28 protein-coding genes and 1 riboswitch are annotated in these 25,840 nt (G+C 76.1%); of the genes, 14 read left to right on the top strand and 14 right to left on the bottom strand.

The window, feature by feature from the left end; all coding sequences use genetic code 11:
• Positions 1-24 precede the first annotated feature (24 nt).
• From BMW62_RS14940 to BMW62_RS14925, 4 genes are all read left to right on the top strand, one after another.
• A complete protein-coding gene (locus BMW62_RS14940) occupies positions 25-261 on the top strand; it encodes a hypothetical protein (RefSeq protein ID WP_091932089.1) in 237 nt (78 codons plus the stop codon).
• 143 nt (positions 262-404) lie between these two features.
• Positions 405-1,082, top strand: a complete 678-nt coding sequence (locus tag BMW62_RS14935; RefSeq protein WP_170852393.1) for a helix-turn-helix domain-containing protein — start codon at positions 405-407, stop codon at positions 1,080-1,082.
• Complete coding sequence (locus BMW62_RS14930) at positions 1,079-1,828, top strand: hypothetical protein (protein WP_091932013.1); 750 nt, start codon at positions 1,079-1,081, stop codon at positions 1,826-1,828. The genes BMW62_RS14935 and BMW62_RS14930 overlap by 4 nt, the downstream gene beginning before the upstream one ends.
• A 69-nt stretch (positions 1,829-1,897) precedes the next feature.
• A complete protein-coding gene (locus BMW62_RS14925) occupies positions 1,898-2,773 on the top strand; it encodes an NUDIX hydrolase (protein ID WP_091932086.1) in 876 nt (291 codons plus the stop codon).
• Positions 2,774-2,810: 37 nt separating this feature from the next.
• Here BMW62_RS14925 and BMW62_RS14920 read toward each other — a convergent pair whose 3' ends face one another.
• From BMW62_RS14920 to BMW62_RS14910, 3 genes are read right to left on the bottom strand one after another with little or no spacing between them, the layout of a single operon-like run.
• The gene (locus tag BMW62_RS14920; protein WP_091932010.1) at positions 2,811-3,203 is read right to left on the bottom strand and encodes a YybH family protein; all 393 of its coding nucleotides are present in this window, start codon (positions 3,201-3,203) and stop codon (positions 2,811-2,813) included.
• Positions 3,200-4,156, bottom strand: a complete 957-nt coding sequence (speB, locus tag BMW62_RS14915) for an agmatinase (protein ID WP_244524061.1) — start codon at positions 4,154-4,156, stop codon at positions 3,200-3,202. The genes BMW62_RS14920 and speB overlap by 4 nt, the downstream gene beginning before the upstream one ends.
• Before the next feature lie 2 nt (positions 4,157-4,158).
• Positions 4,159-5,733: a purine-cytosine permease family protein gene (locus BMW62_RS14910; protein WP_091932008.1), complete on the bottom strand. Its 1,575-nt coding sequence runs from the start codon at positions 5,731-5,733 to the stop codon at positions 4,159-4,161.
• Between the two features lie 138 nt (positions 5,734-5,871).
• Here BMW62_RS14910 and BMW62_RS14905 point away from each other — a divergent pair, with 138 nt between their 5' ends.
• On the top strand, positions 5,872-6,456 hold the full coding sequence (locus tag BMW62_RS14905) for a helix-turn-helix domain-containing protein (RefSeq protein WP_091932004.1): 585 nt from the start codon (positions 5,872-5,874) through the stop codon (positions 6,454-6,456).
• Positions 6,453-7,172 (top strand): cyclase family protein, encoded by a 720-nt coding sequence (locus tag BMW62_RS14900; protein ID WP_211435138.1) that lies wholly within the window; start codon positions 6,453-6,455, stop codon positions 7,170-7,172. The genes BMW62_RS14905 and BMW62_RS14900 overlap by 4 nt, the downstream gene beginning before the upstream one ends.
• A 6-nt stretch (positions 7,173-7,178) precedes the next feature.
• Here the strand turns inward: BMW62_RS14900 and BMW62_RS14895 are convergent, their stop codons facing one another.
• Both BMW62_RS14895 and BMW62_RS14890 read right to left on the bottom strand, forming a co-directional pair.
• Positions 7,179-7,721 (bottom strand): SDR family oxidoreductase, encoded by a 543-nt coding sequence (locus tag BMW62_RS14895; protein ID WP_091932001.1) that lies wholly within the window; start codon positions 7,719-7,721, stop codon positions 7,179-7,181.
• Entirely contained in the window at positions 7,721-8,419 is a 699-nt protein-coding gene (locus BMW62_RS14890; protein ID WP_211435137.1) for an SDR family NAD(P)-dependent oxidoreductase, read from the bottom strand. The genes BMW62_RS14895 and BMW62_RS14890 overlap by 1 nt, the downstream gene beginning before the upstream one ends.
• Positions 8,420-8,627: 208 nt before the next feature.
• Between BMW62_RS14890 and BMW62_RS14885 the strand changes: the two genes are divergently transcribed.
• A complete protein-coding gene (locus tag BMW62_RS14885; RefSeq protein WP_211435136.1) occupies positions 8,628-9,596 on the top strand; it encodes a 2-hydroxyacid dehydrogenase in 969 nt (322 codons plus the stop codon).
• A 27-nt stretch (positions 9,597-9,623) separates the two neighbouring features.
• On the opposite strand, the gene BMW62_RS14880 is transcribed toward BMW62_RS14885, so the two are convergent.
• Complete coding sequence (locus tag BMW62_RS14880; protein ID WP_091931998.1) at positions 9,624-10,259, bottom strand: DUF2238 domain-containing protein; 636 nt, start codon at positions 10,257-10,259, stop codon at positions 9,624-9,626.
• A 268-nt stretch (positions 10,260-10,527) separates the two neighbouring features.
• Here BMW62_RS14880 and BMW62_RS22705 point away from each other — a divergent pair, with 268 nt between their 5' ends.
• A complete protein-coding gene (locus BMW62_RS22705) occupies positions 10,528-10,701 on the top strand; it encodes a hypothetical protein (protein ID WP_170852392.1) in 174 nt (57 codons plus the stop codon).
• A 46-nt stretch (positions 10,702-10,747) separates the two neighbouring features.
• Here BMW62_RS22705 and BMW62_RS14875 read toward each other — a convergent pair whose 3' ends face one another.
• From BMW62_RS14875 to BMW62_RS14855, 5 genes are all read right to left on the bottom strand, one after another.
• Positions 10,748-11,947, bottom strand: coding sequence for a transglycosylase domain-containing protein (locus BMW62_RS14875; protein ID WP_091931995.1), 1,200 nt, complete (start codon positions 11,945-11,947; stop codon positions 10,748-10,750).
• 63 nt (positions 11,948-12,010) lie between these two features.
• Complete coding sequence (locus tag BMW62_RS14870) at positions 12,011-12,688, bottom strand: hypothetical protein (protein WP_091931991.1); 678 nt, start codon at positions 12,686-12,688, stop codon at positions 12,011-12,013.
• A 143-nt stretch (positions 12,689-12,831) separates the two neighbouring features.
• Positions 12,832-13,893 (bottom strand): DUF5925 domain-containing protein, encoded by a 1,062-nt coding sequence (locus tag BMW62_RS14865; RefSeq protein ID WP_091931989.1) that lies wholly within the window; start codon positions 13,891-13,893, stop codon positions 12,832-12,834.
• 51 nt (positions 13,894-13,944) lie between these two features.
• Entirely contained in the window at positions 13,945-14,685 is a 741-nt protein-coding gene (locus BMW62_RS14860) for a hemerythrin domain-containing protein (RefSeq protein ID WP_091931986.1), read from the bottom strand.
• A 170-nt stretch (positions 14,686-14,855) separates the two neighbouring features.
• The gene (locus tag BMW62_RS14855; RefSeq protein ID WP_091931984.1) at positions 14,856-15,476 is read right to left on the bottom strand and encodes a hypothetical protein; all 621 of its coding nucleotides are present in this window, start codon (positions 15,474-15,476) and stop codon (positions 14,856-14,858) included.
• Between the two features lie 169 nt (positions 15,477-15,645).
• On the opposite strand from BMW62_RS14855, the gene BMW62_RS14850 reads away from it, so the two are divergent.
• Positions 15,646-16,332 carry a hemerythrin domain-containing protein gene (locus tag BMW62_RS14850; RefSeq protein WP_091931981.1) on the top strand — a complete coding sequence of 229 codons (687 nt, stop codon included), beginning with the start codon at positions 15,646-15,648 and terminating at the stop codon, positions 16,330-16,332.
• Between the two features lies 1 nt (position 16,333).
• On the opposite strand, the gene BMW62_RS14845 is transcribed toward BMW62_RS14850, so the two are convergent.
• A complete protein-coding gene (locus BMW62_RS14845; RefSeq protein WP_091932073.1) occupies positions 16,334-19,615 on the bottom strand; it encodes a BTAD domain-containing putative transcriptional regulator in 3,282 nt (1,093 codons plus the stop codon).
• A 61-nt stretch (positions 19,616-19,676) separates the two neighbouring features.
• On the opposite strand from BMW62_RS14845, the gene BMW62_RS14840 reads away from it, so the two are divergent.
• The 3 genes from BMW62_RS14840 (at position 19,677) to BMW62_RS14830 (ending at position 22,510) form a co-directional block, all read left to right on the top strand.
• Complete coding sequence (locus BMW62_RS14840; protein WP_170852391.1) at positions 19,677-20,138, top strand: NUDIX hydrolase; 462 nt, start codon at positions 19,677-19,679, stop codon at positions 20,136-20,138.
• Positions 20,139-20,205: 67 nt separating this feature from the next.
• Positions 20,206-21,219, top strand: coding sequence for a GGDEF domain-containing protein (locus tag BMW62_RS14835; RefSeq protein WP_139206274.1), 1,014 nt, complete (start codon positions 20,206-20,208; stop codon positions 21,217-21,219).
• A 187-nt stretch (positions 21,220-21,406) separates the two neighbouring features.
• Complete coding sequence (locus BMW62_RS14830) at positions 21,407-22,510, top strand: ScyD/ScyE family protein (RefSeq protein WP_091931972.1); 1,104 nt, start codon at positions 21,407-21,409, stop codon at positions 22,508-22,510.
• Positions 22,511-22,580: 70 nt separating this feature from the next.
• Here the strand turns inward: BMW62_RS14830 and BMW62_RS14825 are convergent, their stop codons facing one another.
• Positions 22,581-23,483 (bottom strand): SMP-30/gluconolactonase/LRE family protein, encoded by a 903-nt coding sequence (locus BMW62_RS14825; RefSeq protein WP_091932070.1) that lies wholly within the window; start codon positions 23,481-23,483, stop codon positions 22,581-22,583.
• Positions 23,484-23,584: 101 nt separating this feature from the next.
• On the opposite strand from BMW62_RS14825, the gene BMW62_RS14820 reads away from it, so the two are divergent.
• Together BMW62_RS14820 and BMW62_RS14815 are read left to right on the top strand one after the other, a co-directional pair.
• Positions 23,585-24,523, top strand: a complete 939-nt coding sequence (locus tag BMW62_RS14820) for a Rieske (2Fe-2S) protein (protein WP_091931970.1) — start codon at positions 23,585-23,587, stop codon at positions 24,521-24,523.
• A complete protein-coding gene (locus BMW62_RS14815; RefSeq protein WP_170852390.1) occupies positions 24,520-25,002 on the top strand; it encodes a hemerythrin domain-containing protein in 483 nt (160 codons plus the stop codon). The genes BMW62_RS14820 and BMW62_RS14815 overlap by 4 nt, the downstream gene beginning before the upstream one ends.
• A gap of 70 nt (positions 25,003-25,072) precedes the next feature.
• Here the strand turns inward: BMW62_RS14815 and BMW62_RS14810 are convergent, their stop codons facing one another.
• The gene (locus BMW62_RS14810; RefSeq protein WP_091931965.1) at positions 25,073-25,594 is read right to left on the bottom strand and encodes a C40 family peptidase; all 522 of its coding nucleotides are present in this window, start codon (positions 25,592-25,594) and stop codon (positions 25,073-25,075) included.
• A gap of 13 nt (positions 25,595-25,607) precedes the next feature.
• Positions 25,608-25,767: riboswitch (cyclic di-AMP (ydaO/yuaA leader) on the bottom strand.
• Positions 25,768-25,840: the final 73 nt, after the last annotated feature.

The following is a 25,840-nucleotide window of genomic DNA, read 5'->3' as shown; positions in this document are numbered from 1 at the left end:
TGCGACCGCCGTTACCTTGCACGCATGCCGGTGTCCATGACCGTCCCTGACGTTCCCGATGACGTCGCGGCAGAGTTGGCGACGCGCGCGGCCCGAGCCGGTCAGCCGCTGCAGGAGTACCTGCGCGGGCAACTGGTGGCGCTCGCCCGGCGCCCGAGCCCGGACTCGTTGTGGGACCGCGTGCAGCATCGCGTGCTCATCACCGGCAGTCGGCTGTCCGGTGAAGCCATCCTGGAAGTGCGCGACGCCGACCGCAGGTGACCGTTGGGGTCGTTGCGGTCCGCCGTCCACGTCTGCCCGGTGCGGAACCGTCGCCCCTCCTGCGCGCCTCGGGCACCTGCAGCCGACTCGTTGGCACAATAGGTCGTGCAACACGCCTGTTTGTGCCAATGAGGGGGATCGGCATGCTGACCGTGGACCAGGCCGCCGAGCGTCTCGGCGTCGAGCCGGAGCAGGTCCGCCGGCTGATCCGCGCCGGCAAGCTGACCGCCCGCCGGGTCGGGCGCACGCTCGTGCTCGACGAGGACGCCGTGGAAGGCCGGGCGCGCCTGCCGATCACCGCGGGGCGCGCCCTGGCACCCCGGACGGTGTGGGCCGCGCTGTGGCAGCTCTCCGGCGAGGACGTCGGCTGGCTGCCGCCCGCGGACCGCTCGCGCCTGCTGAGCCGGCTGCGCGGCTACGACGCCGAGCGTCTGGTCGCCGCCGCCCGCAACCGCGCGGAGCGACACGACCTACGGGTGCTGCCCGCCTACCGGCAGCGGCTGCTCGACACCGACGGCGTCGTGCCCTCCGGGCTGACCGCGGCGGCCGCCGTCGGAGCCGACATCGTCACCCCCGAGGCGGCGGCCGAGGTGTACTGCGCCGAGAGCACGCTCGCGGGGCTGCGTCGCGATCTCGGCCTGTCCGAGCGCGGGGAGGCCAACCTGGTCGTCCGCGTGCCGCGGTACGAGCTGAGCCTTCCCGGCCGCGCGCACATGCCGGCCGCGGTCGTCGCCGTCGACCTCGCCGAGTCACCCGACGTGCGCACCCGTCGGGCCGGCCTCGACCTGCTCGCGGCCGCGCTGGGCGACCTGCCCCGGTGACCGGTGCCGGACCACCGCAGCCGCGGGTCGAGCTACCGGCGCTGGCCGGCCCGCTGGACACCCTCTGGGAGCTCGTCCTCGACCTCGCCGATCAACTGCCACCCACCGGGTGGGTGCTCGTCGGCGGCCAGATGGTGATGCTGCACGGCCTGCTCGCCGGGCGGGCGGCGACACGGGCCAGCCAGGACGTCGACGTCCTCGCCGACCTGCTCACCGACGAGGCGGGCCTGGCGCGCTGCGTGCGCGCGGTGCGGGAGCTGGACCTCGAGCCGCAGCCGGACGCCGCCGGCAAGGTCTACCGCTTCGTCCGGGCCCGGGACCAGGCCCGCGCCGACGTCCTCGCCCCGGACCACACCCCGCCGCGCCGGCGGCTGCGCACGGTCGGTGGCGACACGATCCGCATCGAGGGCGGCACCCAGGCGCTGCGCCGGGCGATGCCGGTGCACGTGATCAAGGGCGCGCGGACGGCGCTCGTCCCGGTGCCTGACCCGCTCGGCGCCCTGGTGCTGAAGGCCGCCGCCTGGGCGACCGACGCTCGCGACCGGGAGCGGCACAGCGGGGACGCCGCCTTCCTGACCGGCCTCGTCGCCGACCCGCTCGCCGAGCGGGACCGCTTCGCCGGCAGTGACCGCAAACGGCTGCAGCGGCTCGACGAGGTGCTCGGCGATCCGGCCGCCGCCGAGTGGCGCCGGCTCGGCGAGGCGGCCGACGACGGCTACGCCACCTGGCGCCTGCTGCTGGGCTGAGCTCATCCCGAACAGCACGTGCTCTGGGCGCCGGGCCGTCCCGGGCCTCCCGGTGCGAGCATGACCGCCATGGCTGCCGACCGGACGGAGCTCGTCGCGCGCTACCTGCGCGGGGAGACCGAGGTCGTGGCGGCCCGCGACGCCGCCAGCGTCGTCCTGCTCCGCGACGGGGCGACCGGCCCGGAGGTCTACCTGCTCCGGCGCCGTCCGACCATGGCCTTCGCTCCCGGCATGCACGTCTACCCGGGCGGCTCGGTCGACCTCCGCGACCGCGAGGCAGCCGAGCACTGGGCCGGCCCGTCGCCCACCGAGTGGGCGGCGGCCTTCTCCTGCGACCCCGGGCTGGCGACCGCGCTGGTCGCGGCGGCGGTCCGCGAGACGTTCGAGGAGTCCGGCGTCCTGCTCGCCGCGCACCGGGACGGCACGCCGGTCACCGACACCACCGGCGACGACTGGGAGCGCGACCGCCTGGCGCTCATCGAGGGCACGCTCGCGCTCAGCGACTTCCTGGCCGCGCGGTCCCTGCTGCTGCGCGCCGACCTGCTCCGCCCCTGGGCCCACTGGATCACGCCGGAGTGGTCGGCCCGCCGGTTCGACACCCGGTTCTTCCTCGCCGCGCTGCCGGCCGGTCAGCGCACCCGCGACGTCGGCGGCGAGGCCGACCGGGTGACCTGGCTGCCGGTCACCGAGGCGTTCCGCGGGTTCCGCGACGGGTCGCTGACGATGATGAACGCCACCGCGTCGACCCTGCGCGACCTCACCGCCCATCCGGACGTCGCCTCCGCGATGGCCGAGCCACGCCGCATCCGGCCGATCATGAGCCGTCCGGCGCTCACCGACGGGCGGCTCCAGTACGTGTACGACGGGGACGACGGACCGGCCCCACTCTCCGAGCTGGTCGAACCGTTCGAGGGACCCGACGTCGACCGGAACGGCACCACCTAGAGCAGCACCAGCGGTGGCTCGTGCGGTGAGCGCCGCCTCAGGTGTTGGGCGCGGGGGAGAGGTGCTCGTGCACGGCCAGCCAGCGGTCGCCGTCGCGGGAGAAGACGATCGTCTCCCGCTCGTGCAGCACGGCGGTGCCCGCCGTCGTCGACACGGTGGTGCGCACCCGGTGGGTGAGCACCGCGGTGTCGCCGAGCACCTGCACGGCCGTGTCGTCGGTCGCGCAATCCAGCACCCGGAACCCGTCCTCGGCGACCCAGCGGGCCCACTCCCGCCGGTACTCGGCGGTCGAGGTCAGCAGCCGGCCGGTCGTGTGGAACAGGAAGGTCGCGTCCTCGGCGAAGCAGCCGAAGTACGCCTCCAGGTCCCCGCGGCCGAAGGCCGCGACCAGCTCGGCCGCGGCCTCCCGCACCTCGTCCGCGGAGGTCACGGACGCGGCGCCATCGCCGAGATCAGCTCGTAGGCCACGTGCGCGGCCGCGATGCCGGTGATCTCGGCGTGGTCGTACGCGGGGGAGACCTCGACCAGGTCCGCGCCGACCAGGTTCGTGCCGGCGAACGACCGCAGGATCGCCAGCAGCTCGCGGCTGGTCAGGCCGCCCGCCTCCGGCGTCCCGGTGCCGGGCGCGAAGGCGGGGTCCAGCACGTCGATGTCCACCGAGACGTACACCGGCCGGTCCTCGACCCGCGCCTGGATCTTCTCGATCACCCCGCGGATGCCGAGGTCGTCGACCTCCCGCGAGTGCACGACCTGGAAGCCGAGTTCGACGTCGTCCACGAGGTCCTGCACCGAGTACAGCGGCCCCCGGATGCCCACGTGCAGGCAGCCGCTCTGGTCCAGCAGCCCCTCCTCGGACGCTCGGCGGAACGGCGTCCCGTGCGTGTAGTCGGCACCGAAGTAGGTGTCCCAGGTGTCGAGGTGGGCGTCGAAGTGGACGACGGCGATCGGTCCGTGCTGCGCGTGCAGCGCCCGCAGCAGCGGCAGCGCGATCGTGTGGTCACCGCCCACGGTCAGCAGCCGCCCCGCCCGCTCCAGCAGCGCCCGGGCGCCGGTCTCGATCTGGCCGATCGCCTCGTCGATGGAGAACGGGTTCACGCCGAGGTCGCCGGCGTCGACCACCTGCTGCAGGTTGAACGGCTCGACGTCCTGCGCGGGGTTGTAGGGCCGCAGCAGCCGCGAGGACTCCCGCACGTGCGCCGGGCCGAAGCGGGCGCCCGGCCGGTAGCTGACGCCTGCGTCGAACGGCACGCCGAGCACGGCGACGTCGACGTCGGACACCTCGTCGATCCGCGGCAGCCGGGCGAACGTCGGCGGCCCGGCGAACCGGGGGACGATCGTCGCGTCGACCTGGCCGACGCGGCCGTTGCGGGTGATGCGCTCCACGACTACTTCTCCATTCCTGCGGACGTCGGCGTCCTGCGGCCGGCCCGGTGCGTCGAGGCCCGCGGGTCGTCGGTCACCGGCGGCACCTCGCCGTCGCGCGCCGGCACCCACCGCGGCCCCTGCGGGCCGAAGACGTACCGCGGCTCCGGGAAGGCGAACAGCAGGGCCAGGTAGATGACCGCGGCCAGGCCGAGGGACACCGGCAGGCTGACGTCGATGCCGCCGGCGACGGAGGCGCTGAACGGCCCGACGATGAGCGGCGGGTAGTTGGCGAACAGCAGGCCGGCGACCGCCGCCGGGATCCAGGCCACCATGCCGCGCCAGTTGACGCCGTCGCTGAACCAGTAGAGCCCACCGGTGCGGCCCTGGTTGAAGACCTGCACGTCCTCGGCCGAGTAGTGGCCGCGCCGCACCACGTAGCCGAGCATCATGATGATCATCCAGGGCGTGGTGCAGATGACGATCGCGCCGATGAAGGCGTTCACGCTGCCCAGCAGGTCGAACGCCAGCCGCCCCACCAGGATGAAGACGAAGGCCAGCGCGCCGATGAACAGCGAGGCCTGCACCCGGCTCAGTCGTGGGAACACCGAGGAGAAGTCCAGCCCGGTGCCGTAGAGCGAGGTGACGCCGGTGGACATGCCGCCGAGGAACGCCACCACGACCAGCAGCCAGGCGTACCAGATGGGCGAGACCTGGATCAGCGCGACGACGTAGTCGACCTCGCCGGCCACCAGCGTCGCCGTCCCCACGCCGAAGAGGAACGGCACCAGGGTCGCCAGCTGGCCGAGGAAGGTCGCCGACAGCAGTTTCGGGGCCGACGTCCCGGCCGGGATGTAGCGGGACCAGTCGCCGAGGAAGGCGCCGAAGCTGATCGGGTTACCCATCACGATCAGCGCCGACAGGATGAAGGTCGGCCAGAAGCTGCCCAGCGCGTACGCGTCCGGGCCCGGGTCGTAGCCGAAGTCGAACAGCGACGCGTAGGCCACGATGCCGAGCAGCATCAGCACGGTGTTGCCGACGACCACGATCTTGTTGACCAGCAGCATGAACTGGTAGCCGTACACCACGACCACGATCACCAGCGCGCCGAGTACGGCGTAGATGACGCCGCGCAGCAGGTCGGAGTCGGCGACGCCGAACAACCGGGTCGCGGCACCGACGATGGCGTCACCGCTGACCCACACCGAGATGGAGTAGAACGCGATCGCGGTCAGCAGCGAGAGGAACGAGCCGACCACCCGACCGCGGACGCCGAAGTGCGCTCCCGACGAGACGGCGTTGTTCGTGCCGGTGCGCGGGCCGAACAGCCCCATCGGCATCAGGATGAGCGCGCCGACGACGACGCCGAGCAGGGTCGCCGCGACCGCCTGCGGCAGCGAGAGCCCGAGCAGCACCGGGAACGTGCCGAGGATGACGGTGGCGAACGTGTTCGCCCCGCCGAACTGGATGCGGAACAAGTCGAAGGGACCCGAGCTCCGCTCGGCCGCCGGGATCGTGTCGATCCCGTGCTGCTCGATCTCGGTGACCCTGGGCCGTCGCTGCTCGGCCGCCAGGCCGGCGAGTTCGGGTCCGCTCATGTGCACCTCCGGGTGGGGCGGTGGCCGCCGCCACCGTGGTGGGCAGAGGCTAGAGGCGGAGTTGTCCGACAGGCAACATCTGTTGCCCGAGCGTCGCGTACGGCATGCTGTGCCGGCGCCCGAGCGAAGGGGGACGACGTGGCCGGAGAGCTCCGGCGGCCGGCTCGGCCGCACGAGCCCGCAGCGGCGCTCATCGGAGCGCGGCTGCGCGCCGCCCGGCAGACCGCCGGGCTGACCCTGGCCGCGGTCGCCGAGCAGGCCGGCCTCACCAAGGGCTTCCTCAGCCGGCTCGAGCGCGACGAGGTGTCGCCGTCCGTCGCCTCGCTCGTGACGGTCTGCGGCGTGCTCGGCATCGGCGTCGGCCAGCTGTTCGAGCCCCCGGAGACCTCGCTGGTGCGCGCCGGCGAGGCCCCGCCGATCAACTTCGGCGGCGCCGGTCTCCACGAGCAGCTGCTGACCGCGGGCACCCAGCGCCAGCTGCAGGTCATCCGCTCGGTCGTCGACCCGGGCGGCGGCGGAGGCCCCGAGCTGTACTCCCTGGCCTGCGACGTCGAGTTCGTCTACGTCGTCGCCGGCGAGCTGCGGCTGACGCTGCCCGGCGAGACGGTCGACCTCGCCGCCGGTGACGCGTTCACCATGCCCGGCGCCACCCCGCACACCTGGTTCAACCCGTCGGCCACCTGCCCGGCCGAGGTGCTGTGGGCGCTCACCCCGGCCCCGTGACCGGCCCCCGACCCGCCACCGATCCCCGGGAGTCCACCGTGCGCACCCCCTCGCCCGTCCGGAACGTCGTCGACCTCTCCCACCCGCTGGACGACGACACCCCCGTCTACCCCGGCGACCCCGTCGCCCGGTTCACCCCGGCGACCACCATCGACGAGCACGGCTACAACGTGCTGCACGTGCGCATGGGCTCGCAGACCGGCACCCACGTCGACGCCCCGTACCACTTCCTGGCCGACGGTCCCCGCATCGACGAGCTGCCGCTCGAGCTGTTCCTGGCTCCCGCGGTCATCGCCGACGTCCGCGGCAGGGCGCCGCACGCTGCCCTCACCTGGGCCGACCTCCGGCCCGTGGCGGACCGGCTGGCGCCGGGCCGCATGCTCCTGCTCCACACCGGGTGGGACGCGCACTGGGGCACCGAAGCCTACTTCGACCACCCGTTCCTGGACGGCGACGCGGCCGAGCGGGTCGTCGCGGCCGGCGTCCGCACGATCGGGCTGGACGCGTTGAGCCTGGACGAGACCGTCCTCGACGGGGAGCCGGCGGGCGGGTTCGCCGCCCACCACGCCGTCCTCGGCGCCGGCGGCGTCATCGTGGAGAACCTGCGCGGCCTGGCCGCCGTCCGCTCGGCCGAGCCGGTGGTCAGCGTGCTGCCGCTGCGGCTGGTGGGCGCCGACGGGGCGCCGGTCCGGGCGGTCGCCTTCGAGGTCGGGTGACCCCGGTCAGGGACGCAGTGGCCCGCCACGCCCCACGGTGACCAGCTGCCCGGTGGTCGCTCCGGCCGCAGGGCTGCACAGGTAGGACACCGCGGCGGCGACGCCGGAGGCGTCGGCCGGGGAGGCGGGGTCGACGACCACCTGGTTGACCGTGACGCCGTCCGGGCCGAGGTCCCGGGCCAGCGTCTTGGTGAGCGCCACCAGGGCGCCGTGGACGGCGGCCGCGGCGGTCCCGTCCGCGCGGTCGGCGGGGAACCAGCCGGCGCCGACGAGCACCAGGCGCCCGGACGGCGACCGGCGCAGCGCCGGCGCCGCGGCCCGGACGGCGCGGAAGGCCGGGGTCAGCTCGCCCATCACCGAGGCGGACCACCGGCCGGCGTCCGCGCCGACGAACGGCGCCGGCGGCGGGACGGCGACGACGTGCACGAGCGCGTCCAGCCGCTCGCCGAGATCGTCGGCCAAGGCCAAGCCGTCGACGGCGAGCCGGCCGGCCAGGGCGCGCTGCAGCCCCGGGTCGGCGCCGGACACCAGGGCGGTGCGGCCGGCCATCAGATCGTCGCCCCGGCGTTCGGCGAGACGACCTGCCCGCTGACCGCCGTCCCCACCTCGAGCAGGAACAGCGCCGCGGCCGCGATCTCGTCGGGGCGGACCAGCCGCTGCACCGGCAGGGTGCCCAGGAACTCCGCGGCCCGCCACGGGGAGGACTCCTCGAGCATCGGGGTGTCCGCCGCGCCCGGTGCCACGCTGTTCACGCTCACCCCGCTGCCGGCCACCTCGGTGGCCAGCGCCCGGGTCAGGCCCACGATCGCCCCCTTGCTCGCCGCGTAGTGCGCATCGCCCTCGCTGCCCCCGACGCCGAGGTCGGAGGAGATGGTGACCACGCCGCCGCGGCCGCGGGCGACCATCCCGGGGAGCACGGCGGCGCACACGGTCGCCGTCCCGGACAGGTTGACACCGAGCATCCGCTCCCAGCGTGCGTCGTCGATCTCCTCGATCGGCGCCATCTCGTAGATGCCTGCCGCGGTGACCAGCTCGTCCACCGGGCCGAGCTCGCGCTCGACGCGCGCGACGGCGCCGGCCACCGCCGCGGCGTCGGTCACGTCGACCTCCACCGAGAAGTCGACGCCGTCGCAGGTGCGCAGGTCCAGGCCGGCCACGCGCCGTCCGTTCGCCCGCAGCGCCTCGGCGACCGCCGCGCCCAGCCCGCGGGCCGCCCCGGTGACCACCGCGACGGGGGGACCCGCCACACCCGGGCTCCACGGGGCACCGGCGCGGGACGGCGACGCCTGCGAGGGGCGTGCGGATGCGGTCACGGTGCGGCTCCTCGGGTGGGTGGGCACGCCGAACGGTAGGCCCCGTCCGTCCGTCGCCGGCCACCGCACCTCTGCTGCCGACGGCGCCGCCGGGGTGAGCCCTGATGGCCACCCCGGTGGTCGCGGTGCAGGATCGGCAGCCGTGGCCCACGTGTACCTGAGCCGGGAGCTGACCCCCGGTGCGATGGCGGCGGCCCGCGCACTCGACCTGCCCGTGGTCGTGCACGACGACCTCCACCGGCCCCCGTCCCGGGAGCAGTTGCTGGACGCCGTCCGCGGCGCCGCTGCGCTGATCACGCTGCTCACCGACCGGGTGGACGCCGAGCTGCTCGACGCCGCGGGCCCGCAGCTGCGGATCGTGGCCAACTGCGCCGTCGGGTTCGACAACGTCGACCTCGGCGCGGCGGCCGCGCGGGGCGTCGCCGTCACCAACACCCCCGGGGTGCTCGACGAGGCGACCGCCGACGTCGCCTTCGGGCTGGTCCTCGCCGCGTCGCGACGGCTGGTCGAGGCCGATCGCCTGGTCCGCAGCGGTGCGGACTGGGTCTGGGGGCCGCAGCTGCTGGTCGGCCTCGACGTGAGCGCCGGCGCGACCCTGGGCATCGTCGGCCTGGGCCGCGTCGGCACCGCTGTGGCCCGGCGGGCCGCGGCGTTCGGCATGCGCATCCTCGCCACCGGCAGCCGCGCGTCCGGCGACGAGGCCCGCGCGCTCGGGGTCGAGCCGGCCGAGCTGCCACGGCTGCTGGCCGAGAGCGACGTCGTCACCCTGCACTGCCCGCTGACCCCGGAGACCCACCACCTCATCGGCGCGGCCGAGCTGACCGCCATGAAGCCCACCGCCATCCTGGTCAACACCGCCCGCGGCCCGGTCGTCGACGAGGCGGCGCTGGTCGACGCGCTGCGCACCAGGGGCATCGCCGGGGCGGGGCTCGACGTCTACGAGCACGAGCCCCGCGTGCACCCGGGGCTGCGGGAACTGGACAACGTCGTCCTGCTGCCGCACGTCGCCAGCGCGGGCCGGGCCACCCGCGACGCGATGGGCCGGCTCGCCGTCGCCAACGTCCGCGCGGTGCTGGGCGGCGAGCCGCCGCTCACGCCGGTCGGGCGCTGAGGCCGACGGCTGGTCGCGGTGTCACGGTCAGGCGTCGACGTCCTCGTGGGTGTTCACCCCGGGGATGCGCCGCACCGAGCCCCAGCCGAACCGCGCCCACACCACCAGTAGCGCGGCCCCGACGAGCGACCCCAGGGAGTCGCGCACCAGGTCGCCGTTGGTGTCGTCGTTGTCGATCGAGAGGTCCGTGCCCAGCCACGCGTCGGAGCGCCACTCGTAGACCTCCCACAGCGCGCCGAGCGAGATGCCCAGCGCCGCGGTGACGACGGCGATGCCCACGTAGTGCGGCAGGTGCGTCTCGTCGCGGGGGTCGGGCACCACCTCAGCCCGCGCCAGCGCGATGTAGACCACCGGCGCGGTGAGCATCGGCAGCGTGAAGTGCACGAGGTCGTCGAAGCGCACCCACTCGTCGTACAGGCCGAGCACCTCGCCGAACCCCTGCAGCGCCATCGCCACGGTCAGCGACAGGTCGTAGGGCCGCGGCAGGTTCAGCAGCCGCGCGACGACGGTGATGGCCCCGAAGAAGGCGAGCAGCGCCGCCGCACCCCAGTCGCCGGCCACCGCGTACGCGACAGCCCCGCCCAGGATGGCCAGCCGCAGGACGTCGATGCCGTCCCGGATCACCGGCGTCCAGTCGCCCAGCAGCAGGGTGCGCGTGTCCACCTGCGTGAGCTACCACGAGGGGACGAGAAGAACCGTTCGGGCGGCCTCGGCACCGGGCGGGCCACCCGGCCAGGGTGGGACGGGCGCGTCGGTCACCCGCCGGACTGGGCACGGCAGCGCATCGCCGTCGGTCACGCTGCCGCTCGGCCGGGCCGGGACACCCCGGACACCACACGCGTCACAGCCGACCTGCACCTTTGGCCGGGGTCCCGCGAACCGTCGGAATTCGCTCGTACGCTCGCCCAAACCCTCCACGGAAGGACATGGTGTGGGCAAGCACCTGCTCGATGAGACGGCCGAGTTCAAGATGCCTCAGCTGGGGCGGCACGCCGCTCCGGAGACGGCCGAGCTCGAGGCCACCCAGCGGTTCGACGCGGGTCTGCAGCGACCGCGCCCCGTCGTCCCCAACCCCCAGCTCGGCAAGGACGCCGACGACCGCTGAGCGCGACGCCGGGAGCCCACCCGCGGGCTCCCGGCGTGCGATGCCCTCAGGCGGTGCCCTCCGACGTGATCAGATCGGTGACCTCCTGCGGGGGCGTCGAGCAGTCGTCGCCCGAGGGCTCCTGCTCGGAGGCCAGCCCCTCGACGCCGGCGTCCTCGACGGGGGTGAAGCCCAGCCGGTCGAGGTGGCGGGGGACCCGCGCCTGCGCGTTCAGCACGTGCGAGCGGGACAGCCAGCCCATGCCGTCCTCGACCTCGAAGTCCATGCCGCCACCGGGCGCCCGCTGGACGTGCCCCGGCGAGGGCAGCAGACCGACCAGCATCACCGCCTCCTCGGCCGACAGCTCGGCGGGCGGGGAGTCGAAGTAGTACCAGCCGGCCGCGCAGACCCCGTAGATCGTCGGGCCGAACTGCGCGTAGTTGACGTACAACTCGAGCATGCGCCGGTCGTCGACGAACGCCGCGAGCTCCGCCGACAGCGCCGCCTCCAGCCCCTTGCGCCAGGCGCTGAGCTCCTGGTTCAGGAACAGGTTCTTCGCCACCTGCTGCGGGATCGTCGACCCCGACGGGTCCTCCGCGCCGGACAGGTGCGCCGTTGCGCGGGCCCACAGCGCGTCCCACTCGAAGGCGCCGTCGCGGTAGGGGAGCTGGGCGTCCTCGTGCGCGATCACCGCGGCGAGGAAGTTCCGCGACACGTGCTCGACCGGCACCGACTGCTGGATCGAGCCCTCGGGGTTGGCCGCCATGAACGCCGTCGTCGGCGGGTCCACCCAGCGCAGCGAGAGCACGACCAGCGCCTGGACGACGCCGAGCACCGCGAGCACCCGGACGATGCGGCGGACCAGCCCGCGCCGGCGCCGCGGCGCACGCAGGCGACGACGGCGACCGCGCTCGGGGCCGGCCGGCGGGGCCGGGCGCGCGGACGGCGGGAAGGGCCCCCGCGGCGGCGGGGGGAACGGGCCCCGCGGCGGCGGTAACGAGCCCTGCGGTGGCGGGAACGGCCCCTGCGGCGGCGGGTACGAGCCCCCGGGCGGCGCCGACGGCCACGGGGCCTGGGGTGCCTCCCCGGGCCACGTGCGCGGCGGCGGCGGACCACCGGCGGACGGCGGCCCGGCGTACCAGTCGTTGCCCTGGGGCGGCGGCTGGTCGAACCGCGGCCGGCGGGCCGGCTCCTGCTGCGGCAGCGGCTCGGTGGGCCGACGGCGGAGCCAGCGGGTGGAGCGGGAGTCGGGCGGGACGGAGGCCACGAGGCGGTGCTCCTCAGGTCGGCGTCGAGAATCGATGGTACGGCGGCCGGCCGGTCGGACCGGCTACCGAACGCCGACCGGCTCCCGCTCGGCCGGGACCAGTGCCTCCTCGACCGGGACCGGTGGCTCCTCGGCCGCGACCGGCGGGAACAGCTCCCACACCAGGAACGCCGCCGCGGCGAGCACCAGCAGCGACACCCACGGGTCCCCGGCCACCACGTCGAACAGCGGCTGCAGCACCGACTCGCCCCCGGTGAGCGCCGCGACTCCGGAGGCCCCCGCCACGACCACGCCGACGACCGCCACGACCACCCGCACCCCCGGGTAGGCCCGCGACCGGCTCACCAGCACGACCAGCGGCAGGAGGACCGCCACCGCCGCCAGGAGGGCGAGCCCGGTGCCGAGCAGATCCGTCGCCACCGCCGCGCCCTGCAGCACCCCGAACAGCCCGGCGAGCCACCCGGAGCCGTGCCGCGCCAGCGGCCGCACCGCGTGCACCGCCGCCACCACGGTCGCCGCCGCCACCAGCACCTCCAGCGCCGCCGCCGGCACCCCGCCCGACAACACGACCCCGAGCGCGAAGCCCCCGAAGCACGCGGCGACGAGCAGCCCGGCGCGGGTCAGCGTGCCGCGCAGCGACGGCTGCTCCCGCCACCGCTGGCCGACGGCGGCCAGCGGCGCGGGCAGCAGCAGCACCGCCAGGATCACCAGGTGATCCGCGCTGAGGAGCGACATCAGCACGACGCACCGGCCGCGGGGGACCGCCGCTGCGCGGAGGGGCTGGGGCTCACCCGGCCGACGATGGCGAGGCCGGATGCGACCGGCCTGGACGGCACCTGTGCATCCGGTGTGAACGCCGGGTCGCATCCGGTGTGCTCGCCGGGTCAGAGGTAGCCGCCGGGCTCCTCCCGGTGCGCCGGGTCCTGCGCCCGGTCCTCCCGCACGGCGTACAGCTCCGCCAGCGTCATCGGCCCCTCCGGCGCGGTGGCCCCGCTGCCGAGCCACCGGCGCGCCTCGGCGGCCGTCAGCGGCTCGAACGCGACCTGGCTCAGGCACCGGCCCGGGCGGGTGATCGCCGGGTGCAGGCGGCCGACGTCCTCGTTGGTGGTGAGCAGCACGAGCACCCGCAGCCCGTGGCCGAGGATGCCGTCGCACAGGTTGAGCAGCCGGCCCAGCGAGGCGCCGGCGCGCAGCTTCGCGTCCGAGCGCAGGTACTCGTCGCAGTCCTCGGCGATCACCAGGCGCCACTTCCCGTCGTCCCGGTCCGCGCTGGCCCCGGCCACGTCCAGCAGGTACTGCGGGCCGTCGAACAGCCGCTCCGGGTCCATGACGTAGTGCGTCTGGCACCACCCCGCCCACGCCCGCCCGAGCGCGCGGGCCGCCGTCGTCTTCCCGGTGCCCGGCGCGCCGTGCCAGAGCAGCAGCCGGCCGGCCCGGGTGGCGGGCGAGCGCAGGGCCACGAGGCCGTCGAGCGCGGCCGCCGTCCGGGCGGTGTAGTTGCCCGCCACCTCCTCCCACGCCGGCGCCTCGACCCGGCGGGTGGTCATCGAGCCCTCGCCGTCCCGCTCGGCCCAGAAGCGCATGCGCACCGAGCCCTCGGGCAGGGTGGCGGCACGCCGGGCGCCGTCCGCGAGCAGCGCCACCGCCGCCTCGACCTCGGCGCGCTCCCGGCCGACGACGTCGATCTCGGTGACCTGCCCGCCCCCGTCGATGCGGGCGAGCACCCCGCCCCAGGCGGCGACGACCGTGCGCTGGTCGCCCAGCTGCTGGTCCAGCCGGATCTCCGCGCCCTCGGGCAGCAGTGCCGGCGGGTCGGCCACCGCGCCGGCGACCTCCGCGTCGCGGGCGTACCGCATGCCCTCCCACTGGGCGCGCACGAGCAGGCCGGTGCCCACCTCGCTGAGGTAGCTCAGCCAGTAGTGCGCGTCCAGCCCGTCGTCCCCCATGGCGGCCACGCTACGGCGGAGGACCGACGGTTCCGGCCCGGGCGGCGGTGCTCAGAGGGCCGGCGGTGCGCCGCGCAGCCGGACGACGGCGGCGCGGTGGTTGCGGCGGCCGACCGCGCGCCACGCGGTCCGGACGGCGGGCGGGAGGGCGGCGAGCACGCGGGCGCGGTCGATGGCCGAGGCGTCCTCGAGCACGAGGCCCAGCACCAGCATCTGCTCGCGGCCCGGGAGGGTCGACCCCGACGCGCGGATCACGGCGGCCCACTCCCCGGCCGGCAGGTGGGCGGCGAGCAGCGGCAGCACGTCGGCCTCCTCCGCCGCGGTGGACTCCGCCAGGGCGTCGGCGACGAGCCCGCAGGCGCGGACGAAGGCGTCGCGCGCGGGGCCCGTGCCGGCCACGGCCCACTGCCGGGCCGCGGTCGAGAGGTCGCGGAGCCGGGAGTCCAGCGGGGAGGTCCGGTCCGCCCAGGCGAGCAGGTGCCGCCGGGCGCCGTCCACCTCCGCGGCCGGCAGCGACCGGAGCAGCGCGGGCCACAGCCGCTCCCGCTCGACCGCGTGGTGGGCGATCAGCACCCGCGCGACCAGGTCGGCGTGCGCGGTGAGCTCGGTCGTGCGGCCGGCGGCGACGGTGGTTCCCCACGACGCGAGCTCGGCCAGCAGCCGGAGCTCCCGGTGCACGGCCCGGTGCAGCACCCGCTGGTAGGCGGTCGCGGCGCCGCCCGGCGCGGGCGGAGGAGGAGAGGAGGGGACGGGAGTCGGGCACTCGGGGCGGGGGAGGACCGCGGCGGTCATGGCACCTCGTCGGGAGTCGGCTGGAGCTGGGGTCGACGCTAGGGACGGGGACGTCCCGGCCGACAGGGGCGGACGTCCCGGTCCGGACGGGACCGTTTCGTGGAACGGGGCGCCGGGACGGCGACGCACCGGCGCCCGGGCGGAGGCCCGGGCGCCGGTGGTCAGCGGGATCAGGGGGTGCGGGACAGCCAGCCGGCGGCGGCCATGCCCAGCCCGAACAGGACCGAGCCCGGGATGAAGCCGTAGCCCTCCGCCGGCAGCACCGGCACCAGCAGCGCGCCCACCGTCATGCAGGCCAGTGCGGTGCTCACCACCGGCGGCAGCAGCCGGCGGCGCAGCGCCACGGCCGCCACCAGCACCGGACCGAGCAGCGCGGCGATCGCGGTGACGATGCCGAACCCGACGGTCGCCTCCTCGAAGGCGTGGTAGCCCTCGTGGCCCAGCAGTGGTCGCACGTACGCCTCGGCCACCGAGCTCACGGGCATGAGCACCATCCCCACCCACGTCACACCCAGACCGGCGAGCGCCGTCCGGGACCCGCGGAATCGGCGGGCGAGCACGCCGAGCCCGGCGGCGATGAACAGGGCCCCGACGGCGAACGTCAGGTGCGACAGCACCCAGGTCGAAGCCTCGGGTGCGGTCTCGTCGTGGGTCAGCGGGTGCAGCGCGTTGCCGACGGCGAACAGCACGCCGCCGGCGACCAGGCTCATCGCCTTCAGCGCGTCGCCCGGGCGGTGGTCGCGGAGCTCGGGGGAGGAGGTCGGAGCGGGCAGGGGCGGTGCGGTGGTCATGGCGGTCCTCGGACTCGGGGTGCGTCGGGTCGGGCGACCCGGTCGGCACCGACGTTCGCGCCCCCCACTTGCCATGCGCTGACGGCCGACTTGTCGTCCCGGCGACAAGTGGCCCGCAAGTGCACCCGCGCAGGGTCGGCGCCGACCCCCACCACAGGAGGAGCCCGGCATGACCACCCCGCCCGTCCCCGTCACCCCGCGCACCGAGGGCGACCCCCGCCCCGACACCCTCGGCATGCGCCTGGCCCACCGCGCGATGCTCCGCGACGTCCGCCGCCTCACCGACCTGCTCCAGCAGGTCGCCGCCGGCCGCACCGCCGTCGAGGCGAAGCGGGCGGCCGGCATCGCCGGCTACGTCGGCGACTACTGCGACTCCGTGCACCACCACCACTCGGCCGAGGACGACGCCCTGTGGCCGGTCCTCGCCGCCTCCGCCGGCCCGTCCGTCGACCTCGCCGAGCTCAGCGACGACCACGCAGCACTCGACCCGCTGCTCGACCGCATCCGCGCCGGCGCGGCCGCCTTCGCGGCCCGCCCGGCCGACGAGGACGCCGTCACCGCGCTCGCCGTCGACCTCGCCGAGCTGCGCGACACCCTCGAGGAGCACATCGCCGACGAGGAGGCCTCCGTGCTCCCGGCCATCGAGCAGCACGTGTCGGTCGGCGACTGGGCCGCCGTCGAGGCCCGCATCCGGAAGCGGGCGAAGCTCTCCTTCGAGGTGCCGCGGGTCGTCGACGTCGTCACGCCCGAGGAGCGCGCCACCCTGGTCGCCGAGGGCGGGCTCGCCGTCCGGCTGATGCTCGCGCTGCTCGTGCCGCCGTTCCGCCGCCGGGAGCGCCGGGTGTTCGGCGGGTGAGTCAGAGGCCGACGGCGGCGAGCTCGGCCGCGAGCCGCCGCCGCACCTCGGCCGCCCCCGCGCGGTGCGCCGCGGCGCCGGCCGCGTCGCCCACCAGCTCGGCGACGGCGGCCAGCGCGTCATCCACCGGGCCGAGCACGAGGGTGCCCGAGTCGAGCCCGGCGACCCGGCCCGCCCAGGGCAGCAGCTCCTCGCGGGCGGCGACGGCGACCTCGACGTCACCGAGCCGGACGGCGGCGTGCGCGCGCAGCGTCGTCGTCACCAGCCAGTAGTAGTCGCGCGCGACCGGGCGGCGGACCGCCCACACCTCCCGTGCGTCGCCCTCGCGCCCGGCGTCCAGGAACGCGAGGACGACGGCGTCGCCGAGCGCCCCGGGCATGGCGGTGTCCAGCCACTCCATGTCCGCCACCGACGGCGTGAGGTCGCCGCGGGCGAAGCCGGCCACGAACCGGCCGATCAGCGCCATGAGCCCGCCGTTGGTCTGCCCCGTCTCGGCGAGCCGGGTCGCGATCTGCTCATAGCGCGCCCGGCCCTCGTCCACCCGCCCCGCGAGGACGAGCAGCGCGCCGGCGTGCACGCCCAGCGCCCCCAGCACGTGCCCCAGCTGGCCGCTGCCCGACAGCGCCACCGCGCGGTCGCCGTGCCGCCGGGCGAGCGCGAGGTCGGTGCGCGCCGACGCGGCGAGGAACAGCAGCCAGTGGGCGACCGCCTGGTGGTCGGGGGCGCCGGCCGCGGTCGCGGCGGCGAGCAGCTCCCCGGCCAGCTCCTCCCGCCGGCCGGCGAGGTCGGGGCCCAGCGCCGCGTACGCCCGCGCGTTCAGCGCCAGGCAGAGCAGCCGCGGCTGGTCGGGCACCCGCCGGGCCAGCGCCAGCGCCTCGGCGCTCGCCCGCTCGGCCCGCACGCCGTCGACGCCCTCCACCTCGCGGAAGAGCGCGACGAACAGCCGGGCGCGCACGTCGTCGGGGAGGTCCTCGCCCGCGGGGGTCTCCAGCAGCTGCCGCAGCGGGTCCAGCAGCTCGGGGTCCTGGGCGCCGTCGTCGCGGACGGTCCACACCAGCGGCGCATCCCAGGCGGCGAGCGCGGCGACGTGCAGGTCGCGGCGGTCCAGCCGGGCGGCGGCCCGCACCGCCAGCCGCTGCTGCTCCCGGGCCACGACGGCGTTGCCGGCCCGCGCGTGCGCCGGGATCGACGGCAGCAGCAGCGCGAGCAGCGCCTCGTCGCCGCCCGGCCGCGGCCCCGCCAGCTCGAGCAGCCGCAGCGCGGTCGCCCACTGGCGCGCGGCGTCGGCGTGCGCACCGAGCTGCTCGGCCTCCCGCGCGGCCGCGACCACGTACGGGACGGCGGCGGCCGCGGTCGAGGGCCCGGCCGCGGCGACGGCGTGGTGGGCCAGCGCCGTCGCGTCGGCGTCCCGCGCCTCGAGCGCGGCGAGCGCCGCGGCGTGCACGCGGGCGCGGCGCATGAGCGGCAGGTCCTCGTACAGGGTGTCGCGCACCAGCGCGTGGCTGAACCGCACCTGCCCCGGTGCGGGCTCGACCAGCAGCCCGGCGAGCACGGCGGTCTCCAGCGCGTCGAGCAGCTCGTCGGGGTCGTGCCCGGTGACCGCCGCCAGCAGGTCGACGTCGGTCTCGCGGCCGAGCACCGCCGCCTGGCGCAGCGCCGTCACCGCCGGGCCGGGCAGCCGGTCCACCCGCCGGCGCAGCACCTCCCGCACGCCCACCGGCACGCCGGCCCGCGCCGCGGCCGCCCCCTCGGAGACGATCAGCCGGGTCAGCTCCCGGACGAACAGCGGGTTGCCCCCGGTGCGCTCGCGCAGCAGCGCGACGACGTCCTCACCCGGGTGCTCCAGCCCGTTGTCGCGGGCGAGGACGGCGACCCCGGCCGCGTCGAGCCCGCCCAGCGCCAGGTGCGCCGCGGTCGCGGTGGCCAGCGCGGCCCGGGTCGCGGCCAGCGCCTCGTCGTCCTCGGTCGAGCGGTAGGTGGCCAGCACCAGCACCGGCTGCCCGGCGAGCCGGCCGACCACCTGGCGCAGCAGCTGCAGGGTGAGGTCGTCGGCGCGGTGGACGTCGTCGAGGACGACCAGCAGCGGCTGCCCGCCGGCCGCGGCGGCCAGCTGGTCGGCCACCGACCGGGAGAGCCAGAACGGGTTGCCGTCCTCGGGCAGCGCCGCGTCGTCCAGCTCGCCCACGACCTCGCTCCACGGCCAGGCGGGCGGCGCGCCCTCCACCTCGGGGCAGCGGCCCCAGGCGGTGCGCCAGCCCCGCCGGCGCAGCTCGCCGGCCGCCGCCTCCACCAGGGTGGTCTTGCCCGCGCCGGCCTCGCCGCCGATCCAGACCACCCGCGTCCCGCGGCGCGCTTCGTCGGCCGCGGCCAGCAGCCGGCCGAGCTCGGCGGTGCGGCCGACCGACGGGGGAGCGGGCTCCGGGGCCGGCGGCGCGACCGGGACGGCGGGCCCGACCGCGGGCGGTGCGACCGGGACGGCGGGCACGACCGCGGGCGGCGCCTCCAGCACGGGGTCCTGGGCGAGCACCGCCGCCTCCAGCTCGCGCAGCTCCCGGCCGGGATCCACCCCCAGCTCGTCGGCGAGGTGCTCACGGGCCCGGCGCAGCACGCCGAGCGCGTCGCCCTGCCGGCCGCCGCGGTAGAGCGCCAGGGCGAGCAGCCGCACGGCCCGCTCGCGGCCGGGGTGGTCGTGCACCAGCCGGTCGAGTTCCGGGACGACGGCGGCGGCGCGACCGAGGTCCAGGTCGGCCTCGGCGCGGGCCTCCAGCGCGGTCAGCCGCAGCTCGTCGAGGCAGGTGACCTCCGGCGCCGCCCACGCGGTGTCGGCGACCTCGGCGTAGGCCGGCCCGCGCCAGCAGGCCAGCGCCCGCTCGAGCAGCTCCCGGCGGCCGGCGGGGTCCGGCTCGCCCTGCGCCCGGGCGACCAGGTCGGCGAAGCGCCAGGCGTCGACCGCATCCCGCGGCAGGTGCAGCGCGTAGCCGGGGGCCCGGCTGACCAGCACGGTCGCCTCGGCGCGGGTCCGGCGGGCCGGTTCCAGCGCGCGGCGCAGGTGCGAGACGTGCACCTGCAGCGAGGCCAGCGCCTTCGGCGGCGGTTCGCCGTCCCACAGATCGTCGACGATCCGGTCGGTGGAGACGACGTGCCCGCCGGCGACCGCCAGCCGGGCCAGCACCGAGCGCTGCCGCGGCCCGCCCAGCGCCGCCGGCGCGCCGGCCACCGCCGCCCGCAGCGGGCCCAGGAACGACAGCTCGACAGGGAGCGCGTCGGGGTGCGGCGAGGCCATGGCGGGGCGAACGTAGCCGATGCGCGGCCGGGCGCCCCGCACTTTCTGCGAGTCTGGGCGCGTGCCGCCCGTCCGCAGCTCCGGCGTCCTGCTGTTCCGCCGCGGCGGGAACGGCGTCGAGGTGCTGCTCGGCCACATGGGCGGCCCGTTCTGGGCGCGCAAGGACGACGGCGCCTGGTCGATCCCCAAGGGCGAGCACGACCCGGACGAGGACGGCGAGGCCGCGGCGCGCCGCGAGTTCGCCGAGGAGCTCGGCCGGCCGGTGCCCGCCGCGGCGCTGCACCCGCTGGGCGAGGTGCGGGGCCGCAAGCTGCTCACCGTCTGGGCGGCCGAGGGCGACCTCGACGCGACGGCGATCACCAGCGGCACCTTCCCGCTGGAGTGGCCGCCGCGGTCGGGGCGCGTCCAGGGGTTCCCCGAGATCGACCGGGCCGCGTGGTTCGACCTCGCCACCGCGCGGGCGAAGATCGTGCAGGCCCAGCTGCCCTTCCTCGACCGGCTGGCCGCACACGTCGCCGGCTGACCACTGCGAGGGGGATCACCCCGGCCGGTGTCTCAAGGTGGGACCACGCGGTTCCGATGTACGACGGGTGAGCCGTTCCCGAGCGCCCGAGGTGGCGACGCTGCGCGTCATGGCGCAGACGCTCGCCATCTTCTACGGGTTCGGCGGCGCGGCCGGGCTGCTCATCACCGCCGGGGCCGGGCCGGGTGCGCACCGCCCGGTCCTGCTCGCCCTGGCGCTCACCGCGCTGGCCGCGGCGGTCGTCGTCGGGCGCTGGGGTGCCCGGTGGCCGCGCCCGGCCTTCGACGTCGTCGTGGGTGCGGCGACCGTGCTCATCTCGATCGGCGTGCTGGTCAGCCCCGACCCCGCCACGGCGCTGGCGTCCGCCGCGCTCTTCGCCTTCGTGGTCGTCGACGCGCACCTGTTCTTCACCGGCCGCCGGGCGTGGGTGCACCTGGCGCTCGCCGTCGGCGCCGTCACCGCGGCGCTGCACGCCTCCGGTCAGGTGCCGCCGGCCACGGCGCTGGGCCTGGACGCGGTCCTGGTCGGCCTCGGCGTCGTCATCCGCCGGCTGGTCATCCGGGCCTCCGGCGCCAGCCGCGACCCGCTGACCGGGCTGCGCAACCGCCGTGGTTTCGACGAGGCGCTCGACGAGCTGCTGTCGGAGGCGGCCCGCACCCGCGAGCCGCTGTCGGCCGCGCTCCTCGACGTCGACCACTTCAAGCTGGTCAACGACACCTACGGCCACGAGGCCGGCGACCGGGTGCTGTGCCGGGTCGCCGACGTCTGGCAGACCGAGCTGCCGGCCGGTGCGGTGCTCGCCCGGCACGGCGGCGACGAGTTCTCGCTGCTGCTGCCCGGGACGCGCGGCCCCGACGCGCTCGCCCTCGTCCGCCGCATCTGCGCCCTGCACGCGGACGTCCCGCTCTCCTGCGGCGTCACCCAGCACGCGACCGGCGACAGCGCCTCGCAGCTGATGCGCGGCGCCGACCGCGCGCTCTACGACGCCAAGCTCCTCGGCCGCGGCCGGGCGGAGCTCTTCCCCGGTCCCGCCGTCCGCCCCGACGGCGCGCTGCCCGGCGTGCGGCCGCCTCGCGGCTGAGAAACTGCAGGTCACCGCCCCGTCACCCGGGAGTTCCCCAACCGGGTCACCCAGCAGGTCGGATGCATCGCAGTCCGTGACGGCGCGCACGGTCGTGATCGCGGCGAGACAGAGCATGGCCTGCGGCACCCGGCTCCCTGGCAGGTTCGCCCGCATTCCACGGGGAGTCGATCGAGGGAGAACAGGGATGCGGTACTTCAAGGCGGCGGCGGGTGCAGCCGCGGCCATGGCGCTGGTCGTCGTGTCACCGGCGGCGGCCGGCGCGGACGACGGCAAGGGGCACGCCCCGGGTGGGGACGTCACCACCGTCGTCGGAGGGCTCGACGGACCACGGCAGCTCAGCGAGTACAAGGGGCGCCGGCTGATCGTCGCCGAGGCCGACACGGGGGAGGTGACCTGGATCGACCCGCGCGGGGGGCGGTCGCAGACCATCCTGTCCGGCCTGGGCAACGCCCAGGGCGTCGACTACGTGCGCGGCCTGATCTACGTCGCCGTCGGCGAATCCTTCGGGCCGCCCCCGGCGGAGGGGCCCGTGCCGCCGAGCCAGCAGCTGGTCGAGGCGACGCCGGGCGGGGAGATCCTGCGCACCTGGGACCTCCTGGCCTACGAGCTGGAGAACAACCCCGACGGCCAGCAGCAGTTCGTCGACGGCGAGCCGTTCGAGACGCTGTCCAACCCGTTCTCGGTGCTCGCCCAGCCGCACCGGATCCTCGTCTCCGACGCAGGTGCGAACGCAGTCCTCTCCATCGACCGCAAGACCGGGGAGATCAGCACCTTCTTCATCCCGCCGGTGATCACCGACGTCGAGGGCTGCGCGGAGGCGTTCAACAACCCGGGCACGGTCGGCTGCGACCCGGTGCCCACGGAGATCACCGAGGGGCCGGACGGGAAGATCTACGTCGGCACGCTGGGCGCGGAGGTGCCCGGCGCGGCGCGGGTGTACGTGCTCGACCAGCACGGCACGCAGGTCGGCGTCATCGACGGCCTGACCGGCGTCACCGGGGTGGCGGTGGACCACAAGGGCACGGTCTACGTCTCCAACGTGCTCGAGGGCGCGCCGATGGGCGAGGGCCCGCCGCCGGCGGACTTCGACCCGTCGACGGTCGGCGAGCTGACCCGGATCGAGCGGGACGGCGACCGGGCCACCGCGCAGGTGACCATGCCGACCGGCCTGGAGTTCGAGGGCCGCGACCTCTACGCCTCGGCGTGGAGCATCGCCGCATTCCTCGGCATGCCGTCGGCCGGGGAGATCCAGAAGGTCGGGCCGGGCGCCTTCACCCCGGCGCCCTGATTCGCCGGTAGGGCCGTCGAGGGCGGTCGGGGACGTTCCCCGGCCGCCCTCGTGGTCCGCCGGGGCGGGTTCAGGGCAGCCCGGCGTGCGGGACGGCGACCTCCGTGGCCACCAGCACCGCCTCGCGCACCGGCGCCCGCGCGTGCTCGTAGAAGTCCGGCGCGCAGCACAGCAGCAGCGTGCGGCCGTCGTCGCCACCGAGCGCGCAGGCGTAGGTGCCCAGGCCGTCCGGCGCGGCGATCTCCTCGACCACCTGCCCGCCCGGCGCGACCCGCAGCACCCGCGAGCCGAAGCCGTCGGCCACCCACACGTGCCCCTCGGCGTCGAGGTTGCACCCGTCCGGGGCGACGACGACCTGGCCGAGCAGCTCCTCGACCGAGCCGCCCACCGGCTCGGGACCGAACTCCGCCCACGTGCGCCGCGGGCCGAGCGAGCCGTCGGCGCCGATGTCGAAGGCCGAGAAGCGGTTGCCCCAGGTCTCGCCGACGAGCAGCGTGCCGCCGTCCGGGGTGATCACCGAGCCGTTCGGGAAGCGCAGCCCCTCGGCGACGACGGTGACCGTGCCGTCGGGGTCGACCCGCTTGAGCGACGCCGGGGCCGGGGCGCCGCCGCCCATGAGGTCGAAGCCGAAGTCGCCGACGTAGGCCCGGCCGGCGGCGTCGACCACCATGTCGTTGAGGTGCCCCCCGCAGACCGCCGACAGGTCGGCGTGGGTGGACACCTCGCCGTCGGCGACCCGCAGCAGCCGCTGGTCCTTCATGGAGACCACCAGCAGCGAACCGTCGGGCAGCCAGCCCAGGCCCGAGGGCTGGTTCTCCACCTCCAGGACGACGGTCTCCGGGCCGCCCACGGCCGCCACCCGGCTGACCGTGCGCCGATAGAAGTCCGACACCCACCACTGCCCGTCGCGCCACCGCGGCGCCTCGAAGTAGGAACCGCCCTCCAGCACCGTCGCGAACGCTCGATCAGCCATGCCGCCGGACGCTACGACCATCCGGACCCGCCGACCACCTGCCGTTTCCGCCTCCGCGGGCCTGGGCAGGGGGAGGCCATGGCGACGGAAGACGCGCACCGGTGAGCGTCCGGGGCCTGCTCCAGCGCGCGGTGAGCCGCGTCGAGGGGTGGCAGGTGCTCGACGCGCCCGGCTACCAGGTCGAGCACGGGGTCTCGCTGACCTTCCTGCTGGCCGGCCGGTACGCCCGCCCGCTGCAGGACCTGCTGCACGGCGTCTGGCTCGGGCACCCGCTGCACCCGGTCCTCGTCGCGGTGCCGATCGGCTCGTGGAGCGCGGCCGCCCTGCTCGACGGCCTCGACGCGACCGGTCGCGGTGGGCCGGGTGCCGGGCAGGCGGCCCGCGCGGTCGTCGGTCTGGGGATCGCCGGCGCGGTCGGCTCGGCCGCGACCGGGATGACCGACTGGCAGCACGCCCACGACGAGGCCCGCCGGGTCGGGATGGTGCACGGCGCGCTCAACAGCGTCGCGCTGGCGCTCTACACCTGGTCGTTCGCCGACCGGGGCCGCGGGCGGGCCGGGCGGGCGCGGGCGACCGCCGCCGCCGGGTACGCCCTCGTGCTCGCCAGCGGCTACCTGGGCGGCGTGCTCTCCTACCGCCACCGGCTGGGCGTCGACCACTCCGCGGCCGGCCGGTCGCCGCGGGTCTTCACCCCGGTGGCCCGGCTCGCCGACCTGCCCGACCGCGAGCCGATCGAGGTCGCCGCCGACGGGGTGCCGGTGGTGCTGCTCCGCAGCGACGACGAGGTGCGGGCGCTCGCCGGTCGCTGCCCGCACCTGGGCGGCCCCATGGCGGAGGGCTGGCTGCACCGCGACGAGCTGGTCTGCCCGTGGCACGGCTCGCGGTTCGACGTCGACACCGGGGAGCCGGTGCAGGGTCCGGCCACCGCGCCGCTGCCCTGCTACGACACCCGGGTCCGCGACGGAGCGGTCGAGGTGCGGCGGCGGGCCCGCCGGCGCACCCCCACGGCGATCACCACGGTGGAGGAGGCGTCCCGGTGAAGGCCGACGAGGTCCTGATCGCACACCACGACGTGCTGCGCGGGCTGCTCCGCGAGCTGGCGGAGACCACCGACGACCAGACCGGCCGGCGCGAGGAGCTGCGCGACCGGTTCCTGCGCGAGATCGAGGTCCACGCCCAGATCGAGGACGAGCTGTTCTACCCCGCGGTCCCCGACGTCTCGCCGCTGCTGGCGCTCGCGCACGCCGAGCACCGGCAGATCGACGACCAGGTCGCCACCGTGATGCGCCTGGACGTCACCGACCCGGAGTTCACCACCGAGGTCCGCATGCTGGAGAAGACGGTGCGCCACCACACGATGGAGGAGGAGCAGCGGATGTTCCCCCAGTCGCACGCCCTGGGGGAGGAGCGCCTCGAGCAGCTCGGCGAGCAGTTGCGCGCCCGGAAGCGGGAGCTCGAGGAGTCCGGCGGGATGCGGCTGATCGTGCGGCTGAAGCGGGCGACGCTGCGCCACGTGTAGCCGCGCGGGGGTCTCCCGGCCGCGGTGCGGTTCCCCGGCCGTGCGCGCACGGCCGGGGAACCGGAGCGCATCAGGCGACGCGACGCGCGGTGTTGTAGCCCCACATCGAGTCCACGGGCACGACCGCGACCGGGTTGCCGTAGGTCGAGGAGTGCACCATCAGGCCGTCGCCGATGTACATGCCGACGTGGCCGACCGGGTCGTAGAAGAAGATCAGGTCGCCGGGCTGCAGGTTGGCGCGGTCGACGTGGACCCCGGCCGTCGACTGGGCCCGCGAGGTCCTCGGGATCTCGACGCCCGCCGCCTGGTAGGCCGACCAGGTCAGGCCGGAGCAGTCGTAGCCGCCCGGGCCGGTGCCACCCCAGACGTAGGGCTTGCCCTGCTGCGCCAGAGCCGTGTCGACGGCGACCTGCGCGGCGTGGTTCGGGGCGACGACGGTGCTGGTGACGACGGTCCCCGTGCCGCCGCCCCCGGCGTCACCGGTCGAGGCGGTGGCGGCGAACGGGGTGAGGGCGATGCCCGCACCGGTGAGCAGGGCGAGCGCCGCCCCGCGGGCGGAACGACGGGTGGTGGACGTGCGAGTGGTCGTCATGGACGACGGTTTCTCCTGTTCTCCGTGACCGCCTACCGGGTGAGCTGACGGGTTCGGGCGGGGAACGCGCCCGGCGCCCCGGACTGGCCGGTGGCGCTTCACCCCAGAACTTCGGTGGGTCCCCGGTCCGGGCGACGGCAGGGTGCCGGTGCCCGGTTCGGCGGTGCCCGTCCGGGTGTCACCGGGGGTGGTGACGGCGGGGTCCCGGGCGGACCGGCGACGACGCTAGGTCGGTCACGGAAAGGT

Origin of the sequence: Blastococcus sp. DSM 46786, from assembly GCF_900109665.1 — a bacterium.
In the GTDB taxonomy this organism is placed as follows: Bacteria; Actinomycetota; Actinomycetes; order Mycobacteriales; family Geodermatophilaceae; genus Blastococcus; species Blastococcus carthaginiensis.
Note: the sequence above shows the minus strand (reverse complement) of the source record. Positions and strands in the feature narration are given on the sequence as shown.

Excerpts from the sequence above, each read along its gene's own strand:
- BMW62_RS14940 (WP_091932089.1), top strand. The coding sequence starts at position 25 with ATGCCGGTGTCCATGACCGTCCCTGACGTTCCCGATGACGTCGCGGCA.
- BMW62_RS14935 (WP_170852393.1), top strand. The coding sequence starts at position 405 with ATGCTGACCGTGGACCAGGCCGCCGAGCGTCTCGGCGTCGAGCCGGAG.
- BMW62_RS14925 (WP_091932086.1), top strand. The coding sequence starts at position 1,898 with ATGGCTGCCGACCGGACGGAGCTCGTCGCGCGCTACCTGCGCGGGGAG.
- BMW62_RS14910 (WP_091932008.1), bottom strand. The coding sequence starts at position 5,733 with ATGAGCGGACCCGAACTCGCCGGCCTGGCGGCCGAGCAGCGACGGCCC.
- BMW62_RS14895 (WP_091932001.1), bottom strand. The coding sequence starts at position 7,721 with ATGGCCGGCCGCACCGCCCTGGTGTCCGGCGCCGACCCGGGGCTGCAG.
- BMW62_RS14865 (WP_091931989.1), bottom strand. The coding sequence starts at position 13,893 with ATGGGGGACGACGGGCTGGACGCGCACTACTGGCTGAGCTACCTCAGC.
- BMW62_RS14860 (WP_091931986.1), bottom strand. The coding sequence starts at position 14,685 with ATGACCGCCGCGGTCCTCCCCCGCCCCGAGTGCCCGACTCCCGTCCCC.
- BMW62_RS14855 (WP_091931984.1), bottom strand. The coding sequence starts at position 15,476 with ATGACCACCGCACCGCCCCTGCCCGCTCCGACCTCCTCCCCCGAGCTC.
- BMW62_RS14850 (WP_091931981.1), top strand. The coding sequence starts at position 15,646 with ATGACCACCCCGCCCGTCCCCGTCACCCCGCGCACCGAGGGCGACCCC.
- BMW62_RS14845 (WP_091932073.1), bottom strand. The coding sequence starts at position 19,615 with ATGGCCTCGCCGCACCCCGACGCGCTCCCTGTCGAGCTGTCGTTCCTG.
- BMW62_RS14830 (WP_091931972.1), top strand. The coding sequence starts at position 21,407 with ATGCGGTACTTCAAGGCGGCGGCGGGTGCAGCCGCGGCCATGGCGCTG.
- BMW62_RS14825 (WP_091932070.1), bottom strand. The coding sequence starts at position 23,483 with ATGGCTGATCGAGCGTTCGCGACGGTGCTGGAGGGCGGTTCCTACTTC.
- BMW62_RS14810 (WP_091931965.1), bottom strand. The coding sequence starts at position 25,594 with ATGACGACCACTCGCACGTCCACCACCCGTCGTTCCGCCCGCGGGGCG.